At 63.2% G+C, this 22,863-nt stretch carries 21 protein-coding genes and 1 tRNA gene; 11 read left to right on the forward strand and 11 right to left on the reverse strand.

The window, feature by feature from the left end; genetic code table 11:
* Positions 1–116 precede the first annotated feature (116 nt).
* The 10 genes from ftsZ to LUA85_RS04885 all read left to right on the forward strand — a co-directional run bounded on the left by ftsZ (position 117) and on the right by LUA85_RS04885 (position 10,678).
* Positions 117–1,565 carry a cell division protein FtsZ gene (gene ftsZ / locus LUA85_RS04840; protein WP_231467434.1) on the forward strand — a complete coding sequence of 483 codons (1,449 nt, stop codon included), beginning with the start codon at positions 117–119 and terminating at the stop codon, positions 1,563–1,565.
* Between the two features lie 168 nt (positions 1,566–1,733).
* On the forward strand, positions 1,734–3,809 hold the full coding sequence (locus LUA85_RS04845) for an SPOR domain-containing protein (protein WP_231467436.1): 2,076 nt from the start codon (positions 1,734–1,736) through the stop codon (positions 3,807–3,809).
* Positions 3,810–3,998: 189 nt separating this feature from the next.
* Positions 3,999–4,502 carry a YbjN domain-containing protein gene (locus LUA85_RS04850; RefSeq protein ID WP_231467438.1) on the forward strand — a complete coding sequence of 168 codons (504 nt, stop codon included), beginning with the start codon at positions 3,999–4,001 and terminating at the stop codon, positions 4,500–4,502.
* A 38-nt stretch (positions 4,503–4,540) separates the two neighbouring features.
* Entirely contained in the window at positions 4,541–5,341 is an 801-nt protein-coding gene (locus tag LUA85_RS04855) for a pyrroline-5-carboxylate reductase family protein (RefSeq protein WP_371823708.1), read from the forward strand.
* 123 nt (positions 5,342–5,464) lie between these two features.
* A complete protein-coding gene (locus LUA85_RS04860; protein WP_231467441.1) occupies positions 5,465–6,208 on the forward strand; it encodes a Bax inhibitor-1/YccA family protein in 744 nt (247 codons plus the stop codon).
* A gap of 188 nt (positions 6,209–6,396) precedes the next feature.
* The gene (locus tag LUA85_RS04865) at positions 6,397–7,125 is read left to right on the forward strand and encodes a hypothetical protein (RefSeq protein ID WP_231467443.1); all 729 of its coding nucleotides are present in this window, start codon (positions 6,397–6,399) and stop codon (positions 7,123–7,125) included.
* Between the two features lie 107 nt (positions 7,126–7,232).
* Positions 7,233–7,308: transfer RNA gene (locus LUA85_RS04870), tRNA-Ala, on the forward strand.
* A gap of 170 nt (positions 7,309–7,478) precedes the next feature.
* Complete coding sequence (gene obgE / locus LUA85_RS04875; RefSeq protein ID WP_231467445.1) at positions 7,479–8,537, forward strand: GTPase ObgE; 1,059 nt, start codon at positions 7,479–7,481, stop codon at positions 8,535–8,537.
* An 87-nt stretch (positions 8,538–8,624) separates the two neighbouring features.
* Positions 8,625–9,758: a glutamate 5-kinase gene (proB, locus tag LUA85_RS04880; RefSeq protein WP_231467447.1), complete on the forward strand. Its 1,134-nt coding sequence runs from the start codon at positions 8,625–8,627 to the stop codon at positions 9,756–9,758.
* On the forward strand, positions 9,758–10,678 hold the full coding sequence (locus LUA85_RS04885) for an NAD(P)-dependent oxidoreductase (RefSeq protein WP_231467449.1): 921 nt from the start codon (positions 9,758–9,760) through the stop codon (positions 10,676–10,678). Before proB ends, LUA85_RS04885 begins: the two co-directional genes overlap by 1 nt.
* 478 nt (positions 10,679–11,156) lie before the next feature.
* On the opposite strand, the gene LUA85_RS04890 is transcribed toward LUA85_RS04885, so the two are convergent.
* A complete protein-coding gene (locus LUA85_RS04890; protein ID WP_231467451.1) occupies positions 11,157–11,342 on the reverse strand; it encodes a hypothetical protein in 186 nt (61 codons plus the stop codon).
* 675 nt (positions 11,343–12,017) lie between these two features.
* Between LUA85_RS04890 and LUA85_RS04895 the strand changes: the two genes are divergently transcribed.
* Positions 12,018–13,823, forward strand: a complete 1,806-nt coding sequence (locus LUA85_RS04895; protein ID WP_231467453.1) for a CHAT domain-containing tetratricopeptide repeat protein — start codon at positions 12,018–12,020, stop codon at positions 13,821–13,823.
* Here the strand turns inward: LUA85_RS04895 and LUA85_RS04900 are convergent.
* From LUA85_RS04900 to LUA85_RS04945, 10 genes are all read right to left on the reverse strand, one after another.
* The gene (locus LUA85_RS04900; RefSeq protein ID WP_231471770.1) at positions 13,820–14,632 is read right to left on the reverse strand and encodes a phosphoadenylyl-sulfate reductase; all 813 of its coding nucleotides are present in this window, start codon (positions 14,630–14,632) and stop codon (positions 13,820–13,822) included. The genes LUA85_RS04895 and LUA85_RS04900 overlap by 4 nt on opposite strands.
* A gap of 45 nt (positions 14,633–14,677) precedes the next feature.
* Positions 14,678–15,109 (reverse strand): DUF934 domain-containing protein, encoded by a 432-nt coding sequence (locus LUA85_RS04905; RefSeq protein ID WP_231467455.1) that lies wholly within the window; start codon positions 15,107–15,109, stop codon positions 14,678–14,680.
* Positions 15,102–16,754 (reverse strand): nitrite/sulfite reductase, encoded by a 1,653-nt coding sequence (locus LUA85_RS04910; protein ID WP_231467457.1) that lies wholly within the window; start codon positions 16,752–16,754, stop codon positions 15,102–15,104. Before LUA85_RS04910 ends, LUA85_RS04905 begins: the two co-directional genes overlap by 8 nt.
* Position 16,755: 1 nt before the next feature.
* Positions 16,756–17,052, reverse strand: a complete 297-nt coding sequence (locus LUA85_RS04915) for a DUF2849 domain-containing protein (protein WP_231467459.1) — start codon at positions 17,050–17,052, stop codon at positions 16,756–16,758.
* Positions 17,049–17,819: a uroporphyrinogen-III C-methyltransferase gene (gene cobA, locus LUA85_RS04920; protein WP_231467461.1), complete on the reverse strand. Its 771-nt coding sequence runs from the start codon at positions 17,817–17,819 to the stop codon at positions 17,049–17,051. Before cobA ends, LUA85_RS04915 begins: the two co-directional genes overlap by 4 nt.
* Positions 17,820–17,904: 85 nt before the next feature.
* A complete protein-coding gene (locus LUA85_RS04925) occupies positions 17,905–18,831 on the reverse strand; it encodes a mechanosensitive ion channel family protein (protein ID WP_371823647.1) in 927 nt (308 codons plus the stop codon).
* Entirely contained in the window at positions 18,828–20,081 is a 1,254-nt protein-coding gene (gene metC, locus LUA85_RS04930; protein ID WP_231467463.1) for a cystathionine beta-lyase, read from the reverse strand. The genes LUA85_RS04925 and metC overlap by 4 nt, the downstream gene beginning before the upstream one ends.
* Before the next feature lie 115 nt (positions 20,082–20,196).
* Positions 20,197–20,529, reverse strand: coding sequence for a GIY-YIG nuclease family protein (locus LUA85_RS04935; protein ID WP_231467465.1), 333 nt, complete (start codon positions 20,527–20,529; stop codon positions 20,197–20,199).
* 182 nt (positions 20,530–20,711) lie between these two features.
* Positions 20,712–21,554: a sulfurtransferase gene (locus LUA85_RS04940; RefSeq protein WP_231467467.1), complete on the reverse strand. Its 843-nt coding sequence runs from the start codon at positions 21,552–21,554 to the stop codon at positions 20,712–20,714.
* A gap of 111 nt (positions 21,555–21,665) precedes the next feature.
* Positions 21,666–22,763, reverse strand: a complete 1,098-nt coding sequence (locus LUA85_RS04945) for a hypothetical protein (protein WP_231467469.1) — start codon at positions 22,761–22,763, stop codon at positions 21,666–21,668.
* Between the last annotated feature and the right edge of the window lie 100 nt (positions 22,764–22,863).

Below are 22,863 nucleotides of genomic sequence, written 5' to 3' on the forward strand. Positions count from 1 at the left end.
ACCTGTGGAAAAGGTTAATCGGCCTTTGATTCGCCGGTCCTGCTTGTGCAACAGGTTGCAGCAGACTTTTTCCACGCCTTTATCGGCGCATGACTGACCCGCTTGGGAGACCGACAATGAGCATCAACATCGGACCGCCGGCCATCGACGAACTTCGTCCCCGGATCACGGTGATCGGAGTTGGCGGCGCGGGCGGCAATGCCATCGCGAACATGATCAACGCCAAGATCGAAGGCGTCGATTTCATCGTCGTCAACACCGATGCGCAGGCATTGAACAATTCCATCGCCGAAAACCGCATCCAGCTGGGACCTGATATCACGCAAGGGCTGGGCGCAGGCGCCCGTCCAGAGGTGGGCCGCGCTGCCGCCGAAGAAACTCTCGAAGATCTCGAACGCTCGCTTGAAGGCGTCCATATGGTGTTCATCGCCGCGGGCATGGGCGGCGGCACCGGCACCGGCGCTGCGCCGGTCATTGCAGAAGCGGCGCGTCGCAAGGGCGTGCTGACCGTTGGCGTGGTGACCAAGCCGTTCCTGTTCGAAGGCACACGCCGCATGCGCGCGGCGGAATCGGGCATCGAAGAACTGCAGAAGCACGTCGATACGCTGATCGTGATCCCCAACCAGAACCTGTTCCTGGTGGCAAAGGCGGAAACGACCTTCAAGGAAGCGTTCCAGCTGGCTGACGAAGTGTTGCAGCAGGGCGTCCGCTCGATCACGGACCTGATGGTCATGCCCGGCCTGATCAACCTCGATTTTGCCGATGTGCGCTCCGTCATGGGTGAAATGGGCAAGGCGATGATGGGCACGGGCGAGGGCGAAGGTCCGCAACGCGCGCTTGAAGCGGCTGAACGCGCGATTGCCAATCCGCTGCTCGATGGCGTTTCGATGCAGGGCGCCAAGGGCGTGATCATCTCGATCATCGGCGGCGATGACATGAAGCTGCTCGAAGTGGATGAAGCGGCCAATCACATCCGCGAACTGGTCGATCCCAACGCGAATATCATCTGGGGTTCGGCGTTCAATCCCGATCTCGATGGCAAGATTCGCGTCTCCGTGGTCGCCACGGGAATCGAGCAGAGCGCGGAACAGGCTGAAGTCGCGTCGCGCCCGATGACCATGCCCTCAACCTCGCGCGGACCTGCCGTTCCTGCATCTGCGTCTACCGCACCGACATTCGCACCGCCGCCAGCCGCGCCTGAACCTGCGCCGCAGCCAAGCTGGACCCCTGCCGCTGAACAGGCCAAACCGAGCGTACCCGAACCCGAAACGCTGGATCTGACGCTTGACCTGTCGGAATCGCAGGAAGCACCTGCCGATCAGCAAGGCGGCGAACTGCTACTGGGCGGGCTGGATGCGCCTGCTGAACCGGCGGCACCTGCCGCACCTGCCATGCCGCGCCTGGGGCGTGGACCAGATGCTCCGGTGGCCAAGCCTGCGGGGGGCGGCAGCACCCTGTTCGAACGCATGGCTAATCTTTCGCGGGGCAACCGCGACGATGACGATGGCGACGATGGCAGCGCGCTCAACATTCCGCGCTTCCTTGGTCGTCAGAACAACCAGTAAATTGTGTTGAAGCGGCGGCATGTTGTCGCCGCTTCATGTTCAGGTCTGTATGAGCGCCGCTGGATGACGAATCGTTTTACATGCGCTCCCCTTGCCGGGTCACGCCCGGCTGGAACGGGTTGGCAACTGTCGCTGGCGGTGCTGCTTTTGGCTGTATCGCCTGCAGCAATGGCTCAGGTTGACGATGATCCTGACGGACCGGCAACGATCTCGCGCCCGGTCGTGCAATCCACCGCACCAAGCCCCAGCCGTGAATTGAACGCTGCGCTGGCCCGGCTTGCGGCCGATCCACGCAGCGTCCCCGCGCTTTACGATGCCGCTGATGCCGCGCTGCGGCTGGGCGACGCCGACGCCGCAATCGGTTTCCTGACCCGCGCAAACGAAGTGCAGCCGGGCAGTGCGCGCACGAAAGTCCTGACCGGCAAGGCCTATCTGCTCGCCGAAAATCCGGTCGATGCGATCCGTGCATTCGATGAGGCCGAGCGCGTAGGCGCCGATACCTTCGCCATGGCCGCAGACCGCGCGCTGGCGTATGATCTGGTGGGTGATAACGGCCGCGCCCAACGCTGGTATCCTGTCGCCCTGAGCAAGGGAGCGGACGACGAAGTTACGCGCCGCTATGCGCTGAGCCTTGCGATTTCCGGGGATCGGCGCGGGGCAGAGGCCCTGATCGCGCCACTTATCAACCGGCAGGACCGGCCGACATGGCGCACCCGCACGTTCGTTATGGCGGTGACGGGCGGCCCGGATGAAGCCGTCGCGGTGGCATATGCATCAATGCCGCAGGAACTGGCGGCGGGAATCGCGCCCTATCTGCGCTACATGCCGCGGCTTACGCCCGCACAGCAGGCGGCGGCGGCAAATTTCGGACGTTTCCCCAGGGCGGCGGATATCGGGCGCGACGATCCGCGCATCGTCCAGTATGCGGCTGCCAACCCACGCGCGCCGCGCTTTGCCGAAGCCGGTTTGACGCCTTCCGGCGCGCCGCTGGGGTCAAGTGCCACGGACAAGCCCAGTCGCGAAAAGCGTCGTCGCCCCGGACGGGAGGAGCGGCAACTGGCGTCGGCGGCCACGGCCAGGCCAGGGCGTGTTCAGGCGAGTTCGATCACGCCTGCGCCAACGTCGGCTGCACCGGCTGTCACCCCGGTATCTTCGACCGCGCCTGCGGCCCAGCCGCCGCAAGCTGCAACGCAACCGACGCGGAAGACCGTCCTGTCCGTGCTGGACCTGCCGCCCGGTGCTTCGCGCCCCCCGGTTCCTCCAATTCGCTCGACCACACAGCCAGCCTCGCCGATTGCTCCGATACAATCGGTGTCCCAGCCGGTCGTTCAGGCCTTGCCCCAGCCGCAGGTAGCAGCGCCATCACAGGCGATTCCCGCTGGCGCAACGGTTGCTACGCAAGGTCCGCAGGCCTCCTCCGCGCCAACGCCGCCTGCGACCGTCGCTGCGAATGCAGCGCCGGGGGCGTTTGATCTGGCCAGGGTCGGAGGCACAACGCAGGCAACGGCGGCGTCTCCGATCACGCCACCGCCGGTTGCACCAAGCCCCGCCGCTGAGACTTCGCCTGCCGTCACTCTGCCGGTGCAAGTGGCAACGGCCACGCCTGCGCCGGGTCCTGCGCCCGCAGCACCGCCTGCCGAGAGCACGGCCACGCCTGACCGTCCTGCCGATTTTGCCAGCCTGTTCAAGACATTCGCGCCGCCGCCGGAGGAGCTTCAGGCTCCCGCCGAAGCGGTGGACATCACGCGGATCGCGGCGAAGCCGGTTGCCAAAGTGGCAAAGCCCGATCCGCGCGGTGAGCGTCCCGATGGCCCTACCGATGTTTCGCGGACCAGCGCGAAAGAGCCGGAAAAGCCCGTCGCAAAAGATGCAAAGGTTGCGTCTAAGGACCCCAAGGCGACAGCGAAAGATGCCGCAAAGGCAGCCAAGGACGCGAAGGAGGCCAAGGCGAAGAAATCGGTGCCAAGCCATCCGAGCCGTATCTGGGTGCAGGTGCTGACCGGCGCGAACAAGGACATGATGGACAATGAATGGCGCCGTCTGGTCAAGGAAGCGCCTGAGGCGTTCCGCGCCCGCAAGCCCTACCTTTCGCCATGGCGCAGCAATTTCCGCCTGCTGACCGGGCCGTTTGAAAGCGAAGCGGCCGCGCAGGAGTTCATCACGAAGCTGCGCAAGGGTGGGGTTGCCAGCTACCAGTGGACCAGTCCCGCAGGGCAGGCGGTGGATTCCCTCTCGCTGAAGTGACCGGGGGCTTGTTCACCCCTTGTCCACAGCTTTCCCACAGGGTTGTCGAGTTTTGCCCAGTGGCCTGTTAACGCACGATTGTCGTGCGCGGAGCAAGCCCGCATGGACAGGGCTGACGGCAGGTCGGGCAAGACGCCCTGCCGGGGCCGACCATTCCGGGAGGCCCATCGAGTGTTCAGGGGACGTACCATGCGCACCGGCCATGACGACAACGAGCGCGAAGAGGCAGCGCCGGTCGACATGATCGCCTCGCTGTTCGAGGCGAGGGGGTGGCCGTGCGAGTTCGTCTCGGACGACGAAATCAGCGGCGAGATACAAGGATCATGGGCGAATTATCAGGTTCGCGCGATCTGGCGGGCCGAGGATCACGTGCTGCAGATCCTGTGCCTGCCTGATATCCGTATCGCCGATGACAAGAAAAGCCCGGTCTTCGAACTGATGGCGCTGATCAACGAACAGGTCTGGATCGGTCACTTCGATATCTGGTCGAACGGGTCGGTCCTTCTCTATCGCCATGGGCTGATGCTGGGCGATGACGGGCTGCTCAGCCTTGGGCAAGCGCAGGCTGCGATCGAAGCGGCGGTGGATGAATGCGACCGCTTCTATCCGGCGTTCCAGTTCGTGCTGTGGGGCGACAAAAGCCCAGTCGAAGCGCTGGCCAGCGCCATGGTTGACGCCGCCGGAGAAGCTTGATCGTTCGCGCCGTTCAAATGGGATAAACGCACATGACGATGTCTTTCCTCCAGTTCGGCTGTGGCAACATGGGCGGCGCGATGCTCAAGGGCTGGCTGGCAGGCGGCATGGCGCCCGAATGCTTCACGGTGATCGATCCCTATCTGGATGCAGCGCCGCAGGGTGTCCGCCTGCTGGATGCAGCGCCTGACGGGCAGGCACCGTTCGATGTGGTTCTGCTGGGGTTCAAGCCGCAGCAGTTGCCGGATTCTGCCGCGGCTGTCCGTCCGTTCGTGGGCGCCACAACATTGCTCCTGTCGATTTTGGCAGGGGTCGATCTGGCAACGCTCCGGTCTGCGTTTCCCGATGCCGGTGCCATCGTGCGGGTCATGCCCAATCTGGCCGCCGCGCTGGGCAAGTCGCCGATCGCACTCGTGGGTGATGTGGACGACGTCGCGCGCCAGCAGGTCGAAGCATTGATGGCCCCGTTGGGGCAGGCCGAATGGCTTTCTGACGAAGATCAGATGGATCTGGTCACGGCGCTGGCCGGATCGGGTCCTGCATTCGTCTATCGCTTCATCGATGCCCTGGCCGAAAGCGCGGCCGCGCTGGGCCTCCCGCGCGAACAGGCGGATCGGCTGGCGCTGTCGATGGTGGAGGGCGCAGCGATGCTGGCCGCATCTTCGGAGTACTCGCCGGGCGAGCTTGCGCGTCGGGTCGCCAGTCCCGGCGGCGTTACGCAAGTGGGCATCGATGTCCTTGATGCGGACAGGCGCCTGGCGCTGTTGATGGAGGATACGTTGCGCGGCGCACGGGATCGCAGCGCCGAAATGACCAGGCAGGCCAGGGCGCGCGGTTAAGTCGCGCAACAATTCGTTACAAAGGATTGTCGATCCATTGTGCCGGTTTCGCTTGAAACAATGGCCCGGTGCGCCGATATTCGCAGTACGTGGCCAATGGGGCCACAGAACGGAGCTTTGAAAATGGCAAATTGGAACGACCCTCGGCCCACCGGAACGGGCTTCGGCGCGTCTCCGAGCCTTTCCGGCGTTTCGGCTCGCGGCGAGGTTTTCGACGCTGGCCTGCGCCGTCACATGCTGTCGATCTACAATTACATGGCGTCGGGTGTGCTGCTTTCGGGCGTGGTCGCCTTGCTGTCTGCGTCATCGGGGATGACTCAGGCGGTGGCCGGTACGCCGTTGATGTGGCTGATCATGCTGGCGCCGCTGGCCTTCGTCCTGTTCATGAGCTTTGGCGCAAACAAGTTCTCGACCACGGCCATCCAGGGCATGTTCTGGGGCTTCAGCGTGGCGATGGGCCTGTCGCTGTCGACGATCTTCCTGGTTTACACCGGCACTTCGATCGCAGTGACATTCTTCGCGACCGCGGGCGCATTCGCTGGTCTGAGCCTGTTCGGGTACACCACGAAGAAGGACCTGTCCGGTTTCGGCAGCTTCCTGATCATGGGTGTGTTCGGTCTGCTGATCGCTTCGGTGATCAACATCTTCCTGCAGTCGCCGGGCCTTGCCTGGGCAGTCAGTTTCCTTGGTGTGCTGATCTTTGCGGGCCTTACCGCTTATGATACCCAGCGCCTCAAGCAGGAATATGCCTATGTTGCGGGCACGGAATTTGCGGGCAAGGCCGTCGTTCTCGGCGCGCTCAGCCTTTATCTGGACTTCATCAACATGTTCCAGTTCCTGCTCCAGTTCATGGGCGAACGCCGCTGATCTATCCGACGTGAATGGAATTAACGACCCGGCGAGCCTTCGGCTCGTCGGGTTTTCCATGTTCGGGGGATTCTCAAACCCGCGTAGTCGCGCTAGTAAACGGTTTCAGCTTGCAGAAAGGATGCCGGGCGCAACATTCTGAGCCGTCTCGGAATGCTGCCGTCAACGGAATGTCCGGGGGAATGCGAATGCTTTGTTTCAGGCGCGCTGTTGCGCCAACCCTGCTTGTCTCGGCGCTGGCCATTGGCCTTGCCTCGTGTGCGCCACCGCCACCTCCGCCACCTCCGCCACCTCCGCCTCCCAAGGTGGTGATAATTCCGCCCAAGCCCAAGCCGCCAAACGGGGCTTCGGACAGGATCGCCGTGCCACCGGCGGATGCCAATGGCCTGCGCCATTCGCTCAACCGCAACATCTCGACCGCCCAGATGGTGTGGAATCTGCGTTCGGCCTATAACGTCGCGGCGCTCAATTGTACCGCGCCACAGCACGCCGATATCCTGCCGCGCTACAAGGTGTTCCTGACCACGCATGCAAAGGCGCTGAATGCGGTGAACAAGGCGCTGGATGGCGAATTCAAGGCCCGTTACGGGGCCAAGTTCATTGCACCACGCGAAAGCTACATCACGGCGGTTTACAATCATTACGCCCTGCCGCCGACGCTCACCGATTTTTGCGATGCGGTGACCGCCGTTACGCGCGACGGTGCTGCGATCAAGTCGGCCGATCTGGAAGCCTTCGCCGTGCGCAGCCTGCCAAGCATCGAAGTGGTGTTCGATGATTTCTACCGCCGCTATGAAATCTACCGCAACGAACTGGCTATCTGGGAAGCGCAATACGGGGCGCCGGTCAGCGCTGTGCAGCCCATGGTCGCGTTACCCGTTGAATTGTCATCGTCTGTCAGCGGAGCCGGGAGCTGACCTGCCAGCCCCGCTGAATTGGCGAAATTGAGTCTGGTCACGCCGGGGGTGCTGCGCTAAGGGCAGCGCTTCCGGCGGCGCAGGCCGTTGGGAGCGATACCGGGAACGGGGCCGTAGCTCAGATGGGAGAGCGCGTCGTTCGCAATGACGAGGTCAGGGGTTCGATCCCCCTCGGCTCCACCACCAGGTATCATCAGAACCGCATGTTTTCTTGCAGGCCTTGCGCGGTTCCTGTCGGTCGGCAGCGTTCGACAAGCTCACCATGAACGGGTTGGATTGGCCGCGGTTCAGGACGCAGCTTGCCGGATCTATCGGCAGTTCTTCCGGGCCTGTTGTTGGACCAGTGACCCGTCATGCATTTTCTCGACCAGGCAAAAATCTTCATTCGTTCGGGCGCTGGCGGCCCCGGTGCGGTCAGCTTTCGCCGCGAAAAGTATGAAGAATACGGCGGTCCCAATGGCGGTAACGGCGGCAAGGGCGGCGACATCGTGTTCGAAGCCGTCGCTGGACTGAACACCCTGATCGACTTCCGCTATACCCAGCATTTCAAGGCGCAGCGCGGCCATGGCGGCGCGGGCACCAACCGGACGGGCGCAGGCGGCGAAGATCTGGTAATCCGCGTTCCGGTGGGTACGCAGGTTCTGGACGATGATCGTGAGACCGTCCTGCTCGACCTGACCGAAGTGGGCACCCGCGTGGTGCTGCTGCGCGGCGGCGATGGCGGGCGCGGCAACGCGTCTTACAAATCGTCCACCAACCGCGCGCCGCGCCAGTGCGGCCCCGGCTGGCCGGGTGAGGAGATGTACGTCTGGCTGCGGCTGAAACTGCTGGCCGACGCTGGCCTTGTTGGTTTGCCCAACGCAGGAAAATCGACGTTCATCAACCAGCTTACCAATACCAAGGCCAAGGTTGGCGAATATGCGTTCACCACATTGCGCCCGCAACTGGGCGTGGTGCGCCATCGCAATCGCGAATTCGTGCTGGCGGACATTCCCGGCCTGATCGAAGGTGCCGCTGACGGCGCAGGGATCGGCGACCGTTTCCTTGGCCATATCGAACGCTGCCGTGTGCTGATCCATCTGATCGATATTCACAGCGACACCGATCCGGTCGAGGCGATGCACGTCGTCGAAGGCGAACTGGAAGCCTATGGGGCGGGACTGGATGAAAAGCCCCGCCTGATCGCGCTCAACAAGATCGATCTGGTCGACAAGGAATTGGTGCAGGCCTTCGCCAAGGAACTGCTCGATGCGGGTGCGGACAAGGTGTTTCCGATTTCCGGCGCAACCGGCAAGGGCATCGACGCTTTGCTCGATGCGGTGCTGGCCCACCTGCCCGCAGCGACTGTCACAGAGCGCCCGACCGGTGAAGTGGAAGATGCCGAGGATGAGAAACCCTGGTCTCCCATCTGAAAGCCGGCAAACGGATCGCCGGGGTGGGCTACAAGTGCGACCGGTAGGCCTTCACGCCCTGTCACAATTACCCTAAGCGGCTCAGCCATGAAGATCAGCCAGCTTGCCCATTTGACCGATGCCACCATCTGTCCGCGTCTTGTGGTCAAGGTCGGCTCGGCTTTGCTTGTCGGCAAGGACGGGCAGCCGCGCCGTGAATGGCTGGCCGCGCTGGTGGCGGAAATCGCCGCCGCGCGCATTGCGGGTCAGGAAGTCATTGTCGTATCTTCGGGGGCTATTGCCCTGGGCGCGCGCAAGCTGGGTCTTGCCAAGGGCGGGCGCGGCAGTCTGTCTGATGCACAGGCCGCAGCATCGGTCGGGCAGATTGCGCTCGCCGGGTTGTGGGCCGAACTGCTGGCCGCGCATCGGCTGACCGCGGCGCAAATTCTGCTGACACTGGAAGACCTTGAAGACCGCCGCCGTTATCTGAATGTCACCGCCACCCTCGGCACGTTGCTTGCGGCAGGTGCGGTGCCTGTGATCAACGAAAACGATTCGGTCGCCACGCAGGAAATCCGCTTTGGCGACAATGATCGCCTGGCCGCGCGCGTCGGGCAGGCGGCGGGGGCCAGCGCCGTACTGCTGTTGTCCGACATTGATGGCCTTTATGACCGTGACCCGCGCCAGCCCGATGCCGTGCGCATTCCGGTCGTGCGCGGGGTGACGCCGGAGATTCATGCCATGGCGACCGGTGGATCGTCCTCCGGGCTGGGTTCGGGCGGTATGACGTCCAAGTTGCAGGCCGCCGAGATCGCCGAATTTGCGGGCATTGCCTTGGCCATCATCGATGGGCAGCCGGTCGCACCGATCAGCGCGGCGCTGCAATCCGATAGTGGCACGTTGTTCCTGCCGCGCGGGCGCAAGCAGGCGCGCAAGGCGTGGCTGGGCGGAAAGATGCGTATGCGCGGCTCTGTCCACGTCGATGCGGGGGCGGCAAGTGCCCTTGCGCGGGGATCGAGCCTGCTGGCGGCGGGCGTGACGGCCGTCGAAGGTGATTTTCAGCGCGGCGATGCGATTGCTGTGCTTGGTCCCGATGGACAGACGCTGGCGCGCGGTCTTTGCGAATATGATGCCGCAGAATGTACGCGGATCATCGGCCACCACAGCCGCGATCATGAAGACCTGCTCGGCTATGCGCCGCGCTCTGCCCTGATCCATCGCGACCAGATGGTGCTGCTGTAATGGCCGCAGAATTGCTGGCGATCACCGGGGCGACCGGGTTCGTCGGGCAGGCCGTTCTCGAATTTGCCGCCCGTGCCGGGATCGAGGTCCGTGCGCTCGCCCGCCGCCCGCAGGAAGCGCGCGTAGGGGTGGAGTGGGTGCAGGGCGACCTTTCGGACCGCCGCGCCCTGCAACGGCTGGTCGGCAAGGCCAGTGTCGTGCTCAACATCGCAGGCGTGGTCAATGCACCCGATCCGCAAGGGTTCGAGGACGGCAACGTCTGGGGTACGCTCAACGTGGTCAACGCAGCGCTCGATGCCGGTGTGCCGCGCTTCGTCCATGTCTCCTCGCTGTCGGCGCGCGAGCCGGACCTGTCGGTCTATGGCAAATCCAAGTTGCGCGGGGAAAAGGTGGTCAAGGCCAGCAGCCTCGACTGGACTGTGGTGCGCCCACCATGGGTCTATGGCCCGCGCGATACCGATACGCTGGACATGTTCAAGGCGGCGCGGTTCGGGCTGCTGCCGGTTCCGCCAAAGGGCCACGCCTCGCTCATCCACGTCAACGATCTCGCGCGCCTGCTGCTCGCGCTGATCCCCGGCGGCGAGGAGGTGACGCACATGATCTTCGAACCGGATGACGGCAGGCCCGGTGGCTGGACTCACAACGAGATCGCCAAGGCCATCGGCATGGCCGTGGGTACGCGCGTGACGGCGATGAACCTGCCCGCGGGAATGCTGCGGCTGGGTGCGAAGCTCGACGCCCGGTTCCGGGGCAAGGGCGCGAAGCTGACGCTCGATCGCGTCGGCTACATGTGCCACCCCGATTGGCGCGTGGGCGAGGGGATGCAGCCGCCACCATCGCTGTGGACCCCGCAGGTCGAGACCCAAATGGGCCTTCACGCTACCGCCGCATGGTATCGCGAGGCGGGCTGGTTGAAATGATGTTGTGCTGAAAGGCACTGGCGCTGCGCCATCAGAGGCGCAGCGCAGAGCTCGAATCTACGAGCATGCGCAAGCACAATCGAGGGGTTCGATGCTCACGGGCGTTAATTTTGCCGGAGTCCGTCAACACTGTTTTGATTTGAAAAATCTGAGTATCAGCGGATAAGTCCGTTGAGATCATCGACAATCGTATTTCCGAACATTGTCGAAAAAAGCATTTTGAACATACTGCCGCCCTTTCAGGATTCACTTGAGAAAATCTAATTGTAAGCTCAAAAATTCTTGCGATAAGTGATTTTCCATCCATAGTGGTGGCATGGATAAGAAGTGCAACTGGATCGGGACAGCCAGGCTCACATTTTTTGCGGCACTCATGGTCGGTTTCTCAGGCCATGCAGTGGCAGGGTCTGCAGAGTTTGACTTGGATATCGCAACTCAGCCGATCGCCGCACTGAATAAGTGTGACGCGATGCTTGCACTAGAAAAGAACATATCCGTCAGGGTGCGCTTGCTGGCGCAGCGAGCCATCATTCTCGCTAAGCTTGATCGGCTGGCCGATGCGGATGACGCCGTTGGGCAGGCAAGAAAGGCGCTCGTGCGCGGTGACCTTCTCGGAGAAGCAGAAGTATTGCTTGCTGAAGCGGATGTCCGTTCCCAGCGTCAAGAGTATAGCGATGCGGCGGTGTTAGTGCGGCGGGCACGTACTTTGCTCGCGCGCCGTTTTCCCGAAGACAGCATCGAAATTGCCCAGGCAGACACAATGCTTGGTCGTTTGCTGATTAGTCAAAGCAAACTTGACGAAGGTCTCGCACGAACTCGCCATGGTTGGGAGGTTCTAGGCAAGCTTCGTCCCGTCGGCGATGACGAACGTGTTGATGCTGCATTTCAGTATGCGATCGGACTAGTCTACTCCCGCCAGCCTGAACGGTCAGAGCCGCTGCTAAGGCAGTTGGTATCGGAAATCGAAAGCCTAAGACCAAATCAGCCTTACCGTGCCAAGCTACCGAATCTGTTGGGCACAGAACTGCTTATGCAGGGCCGCATTCAGGAAGCAGTGCCGTGGTTGAGGCAGTCTGTAGACGTGGGTGAACAACTGAAGACAACTATTATAGGTGAGCGCGCGGATTCGCTTTCGGCTCTCGGTGTCGCGTTGCTCATGTCGGACCGGCCCGCTGAAGCACTTCCCTTCTTTCAAAAGTCTGCTCAGCAATTTGCTATCGGCGGGGCGGTGCCATCGCAGGCAGGTGCGCTGATAAACGGCGGTACGGCCGCCGACCGAGCCGGTGATAGAAATCTCGGCCTGCAGATGCGTGAGGCGGGTATCGCGCTATTGGCGGAAATGCCCCATCAACATGACCTTGCGGTAGCTCTGAACAAGTTCAAATTGGCGCAGTCCTACGTTCATGCCGGGCGTCTGGATGAGGGTGAATCGATGGCTATCGATGCTGCCAGTGTGCTCAAGCTTCTGCGCCCCCCAACGCATTTCCAGACGCTCAACAGCCGTATATCGCTCGGCTGGATCAAGGCCTTGCGCGGGCGTACGGCAGAGGGCCTTGGCGAAGTGCGTGATGCGTTTCGTACTTCGATTGCAGTCAATAACAGCCTTGAAGTTTCACAAAATCGCGTTGTCGGTGTGATCGACAATATCGAGGCGTTCAGCCAGGCGCTCGAAACGGCGGTGCTGGCTGGTGACAATGACTTTACCTTCGAAGTATTGCAGGTGCTGGTGGAGACTGACGCCAGCCGCGCGGCGGTGGCGGTGACTGCGCGCGAACAGGCGGGCAATTCCGAGTTGGGGTTGCTGCTGCGTCGCCGACAGGAGGCTGCGGGAAAGCTTGCGGATGCCGATGCCGCGCTGCTGCGCGCTGCAGGGCTGGAGCAGGGCACGGATCACGCGCCGCTGAAAAAGGCGGTGGACGATTCGCGCGCCGTGCTGGTTGCGCTGGATGCCGAACTCGATGCAGAAGCGCCCGGATTCCGCTCGCTGTTGCGCCCGCGCCCCGTCACGCTTGCGGAAACGCAAGGTAGGCTCGCACCCGATGAAACGCTGCTGGTGATCGAAGAAAGCGACCTTGGGCTTTATACCATGGCGATCACGCGTGATCGGCTTGCCATCGGTCGTGCGCCGATCCGCCGTGAAGCACTACGTGGTCTTGTCCGTCGGATCAGGGCGGGCACGGAAAGTGGCACACTCGTTCCTTTCGATACGACCGCCGCCCACGAGATTTACCGGGCGGTGTTCACCCCCGACGTGGCCGCACTCGTGCCCGCCAAACAGCGGTTGCGGGTGGTTACAGGGGACATTCTCTCTGCCCTGCCGCTCACCCTCCTTGCCAGCCGCGCGGGGCCTTCGCTGGCATCGACCCGCTGGCTTGTGGAAGATCATGCAGTTTCGGTGGTCCCCTCGTTGGCTACGCTGGGCCGTGCCTCATCCCGCAAGGCGACGCGCGGCAATCTCGTGGCAATTGGTGCGCCTGCGCTCAGCGGAGACCAGCGCGTAACGGCGGGGGCCGATGTCTTTGCGGGTGGCGGCACCCGCGCCGCCCGCGTCAGCCGGTTACAACCCTTGCCTGGTGCCTCGCGTGAAATCGCAGCGGTGGCGGGGCACGTGAAGCGTCCTGCTACCGCCACGATCCTGACCGGAGCCGAAGCCACGGAAACAGCCGTCCGCAACCTCGATTACAGTTCAGCAAGTGTGGTGTTGTTTGCCACGCATGGGCTGGTTGCAGGTGCGTTTGACGCGCGCAGCGAACCCGCGCTGGTCTTGACCCCGCCAGATGCAGAAACGCCAGAGAACGACGGTCTGTTGACTGCCTCGGAAGCCTCACGTTTGCATCTCGATGCCGATTGGGTGATTCTGTCTGCCTGCGATACCGCTGCCGGGGACCAGCCGAGCGCCGCAGGCTACACCGGGCTTGCGCGCGCGTTTCTGTTTGCAGGCGCGCGCCGCGTCGTCGCAAGCCATTGGCCGGTCCGCGATGATGTGGCGGCGCAATTGTCTGTGGGAATTCTGGACGCCACGGCCAAAGGCATGCCCGGTGACGAAGCGCTACGGCACGCAATCCTGAAGGTGATGAAACGAGGCAAGCCCGAAAGTGCGCGCAATCCCGCGCTCTGGGCGCCATTCATGCTCGTCGGAAATTAGAAGACGGGATCGTAGCCCGGCGGCAGATCGTCGGGCTTGCTTTCGCCAGTGGTTGGCGAATGGATGCCGCATTCGGTCTTGTCCCAGCCCTTCCATCGGCCCGAACGCGGGTCTTCGCCCGGCAATACCCGGCTGGTGCAGGGCGCGCAGCCGATCGAAGGGTAACCCTGCGCCACCAGCGGATGGGGCGGAAGGCCGTGTTCGGCAAAGTAGGCTTCGAGCATGTCCTTCGACCAGGACGCCAGCGGATTGATCTTGAACCGTCCTTGCGCGTCCGAACGGTCGATCTCGAAACGCGGCAGACCGGTTCGGGTCGAGGACTGGAAGCCCTTTCGACCCGTGATCGAGGCATCATAGTGCAGCAAGGCCTTGGCCAGCGGCTCTACCTTGCGGATCTCGCAGCAGCCATCGGGGTCCCAGGACCAGCGCAGACCATTGTCGTCGTTCTTTGCGATCAGCTCGGCGTCAGGCTCGACGACCACCAGATTGGTCAGCCCAAGCACATCGACCAGCTGATCGCGATAGGCCAGCGTTTCGGGGAAGTGCTTGTGCGTTTCGAGGAACAGGACCGGCAAACCCTTGTCCACTTGCGCCACCAGATGCAGCAGCACCGCGCTTTCCGCGCCGAAACTGGACACCACCGCAAGGTCGCCCGCCAACCCGTCACGGATTACCGAACGCAGCATATCCTGCGAATCAGTACCCCGGAACAGGTTGTTGAGCCGGATCGCATCGGTGTCGCTGAAGCGCGGGCCGGTGTCGATCAGGTCGATCTTGCGGTCGAGATTGCGAGTCACGGTCTGGTCCATTGCAGAGGTGTCCATTCGGAGCGAAAACGGGGTCAAGCCCAAAGCTTACGCAGGGTGGCGCTTGGCCCAGATCGCAGGGCGGCCATCGACGGTCTTCTGATAGACCTCTGGCCAGGTGGCGAAGGCCTTTTCGGCGGCCTCGGCACTGATCGGCTGTTGGGGCGCGAAGCTGTCGAACCCGCAGCGGCGCATGTGCGAAAGCTGGTCAATCAGCACATCGCCCACCGCGCGCAATTCGCCCGCATAGCCATGCTCGCGCAGGATGCGCGCCGCTGAATAGCCGCGCCCGTCGCCATAGACCGGGAAGTTCACTTCCACGAGCGCGATGCGGTCAAGATGCGGCAGCAGTGCGCGCGCATCGTCGCCCGGTTCGATCCGCACGGCGGTGGCATTCGACTGATCGGCGAAAGCGTCCACCGTCACCGCTGGATCACCTACCGGCTCATCGCTGCGGTAACGCAAGTTCTGTTCAACCATTGACAGGCTCCTTGGCATAGATCGCCTCCTTGAACGGGGCCATGCCGATGCGGCGGTACGTATCGAGGAAGCGTTCGCCGTCTGCGCGCTGGGCGAGATAGACGTCGGTGGCCTTTTCGACCGCATCGACGATGCCGTCTTCGTTGAAGCCGGGACCGGTGATCGTGCCGAGCGACGTATCCGCGCCTTCCGATCCGCCGAACGAAAGCTGGTAATTCTCCACGCCTTTGCGGTCGACCCCAAGGATGCCGATGTGGCCTGCGTGGTGATGGCCGCAGGCGTTGATGCAGCCCGAAATCTTCAGTTTCAGCTCACCCAGTTCTCGCTGGCGGCCGAGGTCGGCAAAGCGCTCGGAGATCTTCTGCGCCACCGGGATCGAACGGGCATTGGCCAGCGCGCAATAGTCCAGACCCGGACAGGCGATGATATCGCCGATCAGGTCGAGGTTGGCATTGGCAAGGCCCGCCGCGTCCAGCTTCTGCCAGACAGCGTAGAGATCTGCCTTCTTCACATGCGGCAGGACGATGTTCTGTGCGTGAGTCACGCGCAGTTCGTCGAACGAATATTCGAGCGCGAGATCGGCCATCAGGCGGATCTGGTCGGCCGAAGCATCGCCCGGAATGCCGCCAACCGGCTTCAGGCTGATGTTGACGATGGTGTAGCCCGCGCGCTTGTGGGCATGGGTGTTCTGATCGACCCACAGCGCGAAATCGGGATCAGACAGGTCCAGATCGTCCGAGGCGTCGGCATCAAAACCGGGCTGTTCGAAGAAGCCCTTGATCCGCTCCAGTTCTGCCGCTGGCGGTTCGAGGCCGAGCGTGAGGATGTGCGCGAATTCTTCTTCCACCTGGCGGCGGTATTCGTCTGCGCCAATTTCGTGGACAAGAATCTTGATCCGCGCCTTGTACTTGTTGTCGCGGCGGCCATAGCGATTGTAGACGCGCAGGGCGGCTTCCAGATAGGAAATCATCTGGAGCGGCGGCACGAAATCGCCGATCACCGGGGCGATCATCGGGGTGCGGCCCATGCCACCGCCGATGTAGAACCGGCAGCCGATCTCGCCTGCGTCGTTCTTCACCAGCTGGATGCCGATGTCGTGCAGCTTCATCGCCGCACGGTCGGTTTCGCTACCGATGATCGCGATCTTGAACTTGCGCGGCAGGTAATCGAATTCCGGGTGGAAGGTCGACCACTGGCGCAGCAGCTCGGCATAAGGGCGGGGATCGACCAGTTCATCCGCCGCCGCGCCCGCAAACTGATCGGACGTGGTGTTGCGGATGCAGTTGCCGCTGGTCTGGATCGCGTGCATTTCCACCGATGCGAGATCGGCCAGAATGTCGGGCGCGTCTTCCAGCTTGATCCAGTTGTACTGGATGTTCTGGCGCGTGGTGAAGTGGCCATAGCCGCGGTCATACTTGTCCGCAATGTCCCCCAGCAGGCGCATCTGGCGGCTGTTCAGCGTGCCATAAGGCACGGCAACGCGCAGCATGTAGGCGTGAAGCTGGAGATAGAGGCCGTTCTTCAGGCGCAGCGGCTTGAACTGGTCCTCGGTAATGTCACCGGCGAGGCGGCGCTCCACCTGATCGCGAAATTCCGCGACGCGGGCATCGACCATCGCCTGGTCATAACTGTCATACTGATACATGTCAGATCACCCAGTTGCCGGCAGCGGGATCGGCAGGCTTGAGGGAAAGGTCGAGGCGGACGGTCGGTCCCAAGGCGCGGATTCGTTCCTTGATATGCGCAGGGCGCACCCCTTCGGCGGTCACGGTCGCGTCGATCACGTGCGTGTCGGTCACGATCTGCTTGGCGTTTTCGCGCGCGATGATCGCGTCGGCATGTTCGCCTGCGTCCACTGCATCGTTGACATGGCGCGACCAGCCTTCGCCGGTCCACCAGATCACGTCGCCGGTGCGGAGGTCATTTCCGGTGATGATCTTCATTTCGCCGCCTCCAAAACTTGCTTCAATTCCATCATGTCTCCCCGGCCTGCAACGTCACCAACGATGATGAGCGCAGGACTCTTGACCTTGTTGCCCGCGATCACCGCGCCGAGACCCGCCAAGGCCCCGCGCAGCACACGCATTTCGGGCCGCGCCGCATTTTCAACGACGGCCACGGGCATGTCGGGCGCAAGCCCGTCCGCCATCAGCTTTTCGGCAATCGCGTCTGCCGTGGCGACGCCCATATAGATCACCAGCGTACGGCCAACGCCTGCAAGGCCCGCCCAGTTCTGATCGGTCAGGCCCTTGCACTGGCCCGCCACGAACGAAACGATGCTGGCGCTGTCGCGGTGAGTCAGCGGGATCATGGCCGAAGCCGCCGCGCCCATCGCAGCGCTGATGCCGGGCACGACCTGCACCGGTACGCCTGCCGCCGCGCAATCCTCGGCCTCTTCACCGCCGCGCCCGAACACGAACGGGTCGCCACCTTTCAGCCGGACCACATCGTTGCCTGCCAGCGCTTCGCGCACCAGCAGCGCGTTGATACTCTCCTGCTGCATGGTGTGGCGCGACCGCTGCTTGGCGACCGAGATCATCCGGCAACCCTTGGGCGCCATGGCGAGAATAGACGGATCGACCAGCCCGTCATGCACCAGCACACGCGCGTTCATCACCAGCCGCGCGGCGCGCAGGGTCAAAAGGTCCGGGTCGCCCGGACCTGCGCCGACAAGGAACACGGTTCCGATTCTGGCAGAGGGATTGCTCATGGAGTGCAGATGGGCGTGTGCACCGCAACAAACCAGCGAGAATGGATTGTCGCAGCCCTAGATCAGCTTTAGCGCCAGCTTGCCATCAAGGATTTGCAGTGGTTTCGCGCCCGGCCAGCGCTTCGGCCAGCCGTCGCAGACCCTCGCTGTCCTTCAGGTTCACGTCTGCTTGCGGGAACGGGATTTCGATGCCGTTTTCGCGGAACAGCCGCCACACTTTCCATAGCACTTCGGACCGCACGTTGCCGACGCCGCCTTCGGGATCATCGATCCACACGACCATGATCATGTCGATGCTGCTCGGCCCGAAGGCATTGAGCAGCACGCCGGGCGAGGGGAAGCTCAATACGCGCGGGGAGGATTGCGCGGCTTCGAGGAGCAGCTTCTCCACCACATCAAGATCGCTGCCGTACGCCACGCCAACAGGAATGTTGATTGCCACCTCGCGTGAGGAATAGGACCAGTTCTCTACCTGCGACGTCATCAGGTTTTCGTTCGGAATCAGGTACTCGCGATTGTCGCGCGTAGTGACCGATACCGCGCGGATGCCGATCTTCTTGACCTCGCCGAACGAATTGCCCTTGCCGTCATTCACCGCGATCACGTCGCCCGGCTTGATCGAACGGTCCATCAGCAGGATGATCCCGGCGATCAGGTTGCCGAAGGTCTTTTGCAGGCCGAAGCCGATGGCGAGGCCGAACGCGCCGGAAAACACCGTCAGCGCGGTCAGGCTGATGCCCAGCACGTCGATGCCGATCAGGATCGCCACGGCCCAGATCGCAATCGTCGCGATCTTTTCGCCGAGCAACTGCTGTGTGCGGTCAAGGCTGTCGATCTTGCGGAACGTGCGCCGCGCCAGCTTGCCGATCAGGTGCGCGCCCGCGAACACCAGCGCCATCACGATCAGGATACGCAGCGCGCCCCACACCGAGATGTGATAATTGCCCAGATCGAAGCCGATTTCATTCAGCAGGCGAATGCCATCGGCAATCTGGTGCTTCAATTCGTTCACGCAGCACCTCCATGCGCAGCCCAGACGGAAAGCGCGCGATCAAGGTCGGCAATAAGGTCGGCGGTGTCTTCCAGTCCGATGGACAGACGAACGCCGAAGCGGTCGCCCGGCTCCATGCCATGCAGCGGCCAGGCGCTGGCGGTGCGGATCGACGCGGGATCGACCGGCGTTGCCAGACTTTCGAAGCCGCCCCAGGAATAGCCGATGCCAAACAGGTCCAGCGCATCGATCAAGGCATCGCGCGCGGCTGACGTGCCGCCGTTCAACACGAAGCTGAACAGCCCGCAACCGCCGGTGAAATCGCGGCGCCACAGATCATGCCCCGGCGATCCCGGCAACATCGGGCACAGCACCCGCGCCACTTCGGACCGCCCTTGCAGCCATTGGGCAATCGCCAGCGCAGAAGCCGTCTCCGCCTCCAGCCGCAGCTTCATCGTGCGCAACCCCCGCAGCATCAGCGAGGCATCGTCGGGCGAGACCACAGTGCCCATTCCCTGCGCGCGCAGGCGCAGCTTGCGATACCATTCCTCGCCAGCGCTGGCACTGCCCATCATGCAGTCCGAATGGCCGGAGACATGCTTGGTCAGGCTCATCACCGCGATATCCACGCCGTGCTCCAGCGCGGCAAAACCCAGGGACGAGGCCCAGGTGTTGTCGAGCACTGATACGATCCCGCGCGCGCGCGCGGCCGCTGCCAGCGCAGGCACGTCCTGCACTTCCATGGTCAGGCTGCCGGGGCTTTCGAGCAGCACCGCGCGGGTGCGCTCGCAGCAGGCGGCTTCGAACGCGGCAAGGTCGGTCGGATCGAACCAGCGGGTCTCCACGCCGAAATCCTTTAGCAATCCGCGCCCCATCACCCGGCTCGGCTCATAGGCATTGTCGGTCATCAAAAGCACGTCGCCGGGGCGGAGCACGGTGAGCAGAACCCCCGCAATCGCCGCCACCCCCGAAGAATAAAGCACAGTGCCCCCACCGCTTTTGGCCGCCCCCGGCTCCAGTTGTGTCAGCGCCTCGGCCAAGGCCCACTGCGTAGGCCCCCCACGCCGCCCGTAGTAGAAATTTCCATCCGTATTGGCCGGATGCGCCCTCAGCGCCGCCATATCGGGATAAAGATGCGTCGAAGCCCGCCACACCGCCGGATTGACCACCGCGCCGGGGTGCTCCGGCGTCCCCGTCCACCCCGCACGCCGCCCGGCCAGCACGCCGCGCGTTGCGGGGGCGAATTTGCTCATATCGTCAAAACTGCTCATGCTTCGGGCGTTAGCAGAGGGACGGGGCGGGAGTCATGGGGTTCGGTGCAAAAGCCAGCGTCACCGCCTCAACCTTGTCATTCCCGCGAAGGCGGGAATCCAGCGACATAAAGACTCACGTTAGCCCAACTGACATCACCCCCAAAGCTGGAAACCCGACATCTTCCGCCAGATCTCGCCAGTCAGGATTTCCCTCCTCAATTAGCCGCAACTTCCACGCCCGGTCCCACTTCTTGATCCGCTTCTCGCGCGTGATGGCATGCTCCATCGTGGAATGCTGTTCAAACCACACCAGCCGCTTCACGCCATGCCGGTCGGTAAATCCTTTGAAAGTGCCCTCGCGATGCTGATGAATACGGCCAAGCAGATTGGACGTAACGCCCACGTAAAGCGTTCCGTTTCGCGCTGAGGCGAGAAGGTAGGTCGTCGGCGAAAACTCGCGCTGCATGCGCGAGGTTGCTACTGGATTCCCGCATGCGCGGGAATGACGAATGGTTTGGTTCTGGCGCTATCTTCTGAAATCCGCCTTGGTCGTGCACAAGCACACCCGAATTTCCACTGCTCTTCTAATCGTCATTTCCGCGAAGGCGGGAATTCAACAACAGAAAAACCGCGCAGTTCAATCCAAACTCAAACCGCCCCCGTCGCCTTGGGCGTGGCCGGGTCCAGGCCCCATTCGCTCCATGAACCGTCGTAGAGCGAAACATCGTCCTTACCGATGAGGTGGGCGGCGAAGATCAGGACGTTGGCGGTCATGCCTGAACCGCAGGACGAGATCAGGGGGCGGGAAAGATTGATGTCGGCCGCCTCGAACGCGGCCTTGATCGCTTCAGGTGATTTCCACGTGCCATCGGGGTTGAACAGGGTGGAATAGGGCAGGTTGCGTGCGCCGGGGATGTGGCCGCTGGCAAGAGCCGGGTTGGCTTCGGGCACATCGCCGGTGAACCGGCCCGCGCCGCGCGCGTCGATCAGTTGTTCGGCATGACTGGCAAGATTGGCGAGGACATCGGCCTTGGAGCGCACATGGGCGTCATCCGACCAGACCGTGAAGTGGCGCTGGCGCAGCGTCTCGGTGCCTTGCGCGCAGGGGCGGCCCTCCGATTTCCACTTGGCGATCCCGCCATCGAGCAGGGCGACGTTCTGCGCGCCGAACATCGTCAGCATGAACCATGCGCGCGTTGCGGACTTGATCGGGCTGTCGTCATAGATCACCACGCGGCTGCCATCGCCAAGGCCGAGCGCCTGCATGCGGCTCGCGAATTTTTCCGCCGATGGCAGGGTGTTAGGTATGGGCGAGGCCGTGTCCACCAGTTCGGACAAGTCCATGAACACCGCGCCGGGGATGTGGCACGCCTCGTATTCCAGCAACGGATAGCGGCCGTGTTCCGGCAGGAATGCCGTAGCGTCGACAATACGAAGGTCGCTCGCGCCCATCTCGTCCGCGAGCCACTGGGTAGACACCAGTGAATCCATGGTTTCCGTTGCTCCTGCCTGCCTTGTGCGACCCGTCTGGCGCGGGTTCGTCCGGGCAAGACTAGACGCGGCATCGGGGGGCGTCGAGACGAAAAAGCCGGGCGACGATAATCAGGCGAAAGCGGGCACGGGCAGCACGCGTTGCCCGACTTCGCCATAGACGCGTGGGCCGAGATCAAGGCGAAACGGCTGCAACCGCGCGCCGGAGCTTGCATCGTCAAGCCCGACAACGAAGGCGGAGCGTAGCGTGATCGTCTGGCCTGCAAGGGCGGCGGTCACCTCGATTCGCACCAGCGGCACGAAAAGCGCGGCGGTGCCGTGGCGGATAGGAGTGATCGCGGCGAGCGGCAGGCGGATTTCGCCAACGCATTCGATGACCTCTCCTCCGGTCATGTGATCCAGGCGATGGAGGACGGGGGCGTCGGCTGATCCGAGTTGCTCTTGGGCGGGGCGCGATGCGTGAGCGGAGGTCATGTCGGCGCGCACGATAACGCCTGTCAGGTCGGCGCTGCCAGTCAGGATAAGGCGATAGGAAAGCGTAGCATTTACAAGGCTGGCGCTCATGCGGGTTGCGACAAGATCGACGACAAGCGGTGGCGGGGCAGCGGTCGCTTCGACCTTCGCCGGCTTTTCAGAGGTCCGACGCTGGACGGCCGGCGGCGCGAACTCTGCGATCGGCTCGTCGCGCATGCGCCGTCGCCACAGCAGCCAGCCGGCCGCAGCCAAGGCGGCGATCATCAGTGTGCCGATCCAGCCCCATGGCCATTCGTCCTGTGGCGGCTCCAGACCTTCGTCTGACGGGCTAGGAAAAGATCGCACCGGGACGGCGCTGGCAGCGGTGGGCAGCGGATCGGGGGCCAGTGTGGGCGTAGTCTGGACTGCCGGGGTGCTGATGCGGGGTGGCGTCGGGACAGGGCGGGAATTGCCCTGCGTTCGCGCGCGCGGCGACGCTGTTGGGGCTGGTGTCGGTTGCGGGACCGCGATCACCGGCGCAGGCTCTGTCGTTTCGATCCGGGGTGCGCCCGTCGTCACGGCGCGCGGAGGGGCAGCGTCGGGCACGACCGGGCCTTGGGGCGTAGCCGTTTGCGACGGCGCGGGCGGAAGTTGATAAGATCCGACATCCTGCGCCAACGCGGCGGCGAGCGGCAGCGCGGTGGCCACCATCGCCGCTGCCGTGAAAACCGGAAATTTCCCCACGATCCTGATCATGTTCTGGCGAACAGGCGAGGTCGGTTTAATCCCGGCTGAACCAGAGGGCATCGCCCGCCGACTTGCCCTTGGGCTGCGACAGGTGCATGGCGGCGCGAAT

This window comes from Novosphingobium sp. CECT 9465, assembly GCF_920987055.1.
GTDB lineage: Bacteria > Pseudomonadota > Alphaproteobacteria > Sphingomonadales > Sphingomonadaceae > Novosphingobium.

What these genes read in the sequence shown, in the direction of transcription:
- ftsZ (WP_231467434.1), top strand. Translation starts at nt 117, where the DNA reads ATGAGCATCAACATCGGACCGCCGGCCATCGACGAACTTCGTCCCCGG.
- LUA85_RS04845 (WP_231467436.1), top strand. Translation starts at nt 1,734, where the DNA reads ATGGCTCAGGTTGACGATGATCCTGACGGACCGGCAACGATCTCGCGC.
- LUA85_RS04850 (WP_231467438.1), top strand. Translation starts at nt 3,999, where the DNA reads ATGCGCACCGGCCATGACGACAACGAGCGCGAAGAGGCAGCGCCGGTC.
- LUA85_RS04855 (WP_371823708.1), top strand. Translation starts at nt 4,541, where the DNA reads ATGTCTTTCCTCCAGTTCGGCTGTGGCAACATGGGCGGCGCGATGCTC.
- LUA85_RS04860 (WP_231467441.1), top strand. Translation starts at nt 5,465, where the DNA reads ATGGCAAATTGGAACGACCCTCGGCCCACCGGAACGGGCTTCGGCGCG.
- LUA85_RS04865 (WP_231467443.1), top strand. Translation starts at nt 6,397, where the DNA reads ATGCTTTGTTTCAGGCGCGCTGTTGCGCCAACCCTGCTTGTCTCGGCG.
- obgE (WP_231467445.1), top strand. Translation starts at nt 7,479, where the DNA reads ATGCATTTTCTCGACCAGGCAAAAATCTTCATTCGTTCGGGCGCTGGC.
- proB (WP_231467447.1), top strand. Translation starts at nt 8,625, where the DNA reads ATGAAGATCAGCCAGCTTGCCCATTTGACCGATGCCACCATCTGTCCG.
- LUA85_RS04885 (WP_231467449.1), top strand. Translation starts at nt 9,758, where the DNA reads ATGGCCGCAGAATTGCTGGCGATCACCGGGGCGACCGGGTTCGTCGGG.
- LUA85_RS04895 (WP_231467453.1), top strand. Translation starts at nt 12,018, where the DNA reads ATGCCCCATCAACATGACCTTGCGGTAGCTCTGAACAAGTTCAAATTG.
- LUA85_RS04900 (WP_231471770.1), bottom strand. Translation starts at nt 14,632, where the DNA reads ATGGACCAGACCGTGACTCGCAATCTCGACCGCAAGATCGACCTGATC.
- LUA85_RS04905 (WP_231467455.1), bottom strand. Translation starts at nt 15,109, where the DNA reads ATGGTTGAACAGAACTTGCGTTACCGCAGCGATGAGCCGGTAGGTGAT.
- LUA85_RS04910 (WP_231467457.1), bottom strand. Translation starts at nt 16,754, where the DNA reads ATGTATCAGTATGACAGTTATGACCAGGCGATGGTCGATGCCCGCGTC.
- LUA85_RS04915 (WP_231467459.1), bottom strand. Translation starts at nt 17,052, where the DNA reads ATGAAGATCATCACCGGAAATGACCTCCGCACCGGCGACGTGATCTGG.
- cobA (WP_231467461.1), bottom strand. Translation starts at nt 17,819, where the DNA reads ATGAGCAATCCCTCTGCCAGAATCGGAACCGTGTTCCTTGTCGGCGCA.
- metC (WP_231467463.1), bottom strand. Translation starts at nt 20,081, where the DNA reads ATGAGCAGTTTTGACGATATGAGCAAATTCGCCCCCGCAACGCGCGGC.
- LUA85_RS04935 (WP_231467465.1), bottom strand. Translation starts at nt 20,529, where the DNA reads ATGCAGCGCGAGTTTTCGCCGACGACCTACCTTCTCGCCTCAGCGCGA.
- LUA85_RS04940 (WP_231467467.1), bottom strand. Translation starts at nt 21,554, where the DNA reads ATGGATTCACTGGTGTCTACCCAGTGGCTCGCGGACGAGATGGGCGCG.
- LUA85_RS04945 (WP_231467469.1), bottom strand. Translation starts at nt 22,763, where the DNA reads ATGATCAGGATCGTGGGGAAATTTCCGGTTTTCACGGCAGCGGCGATG.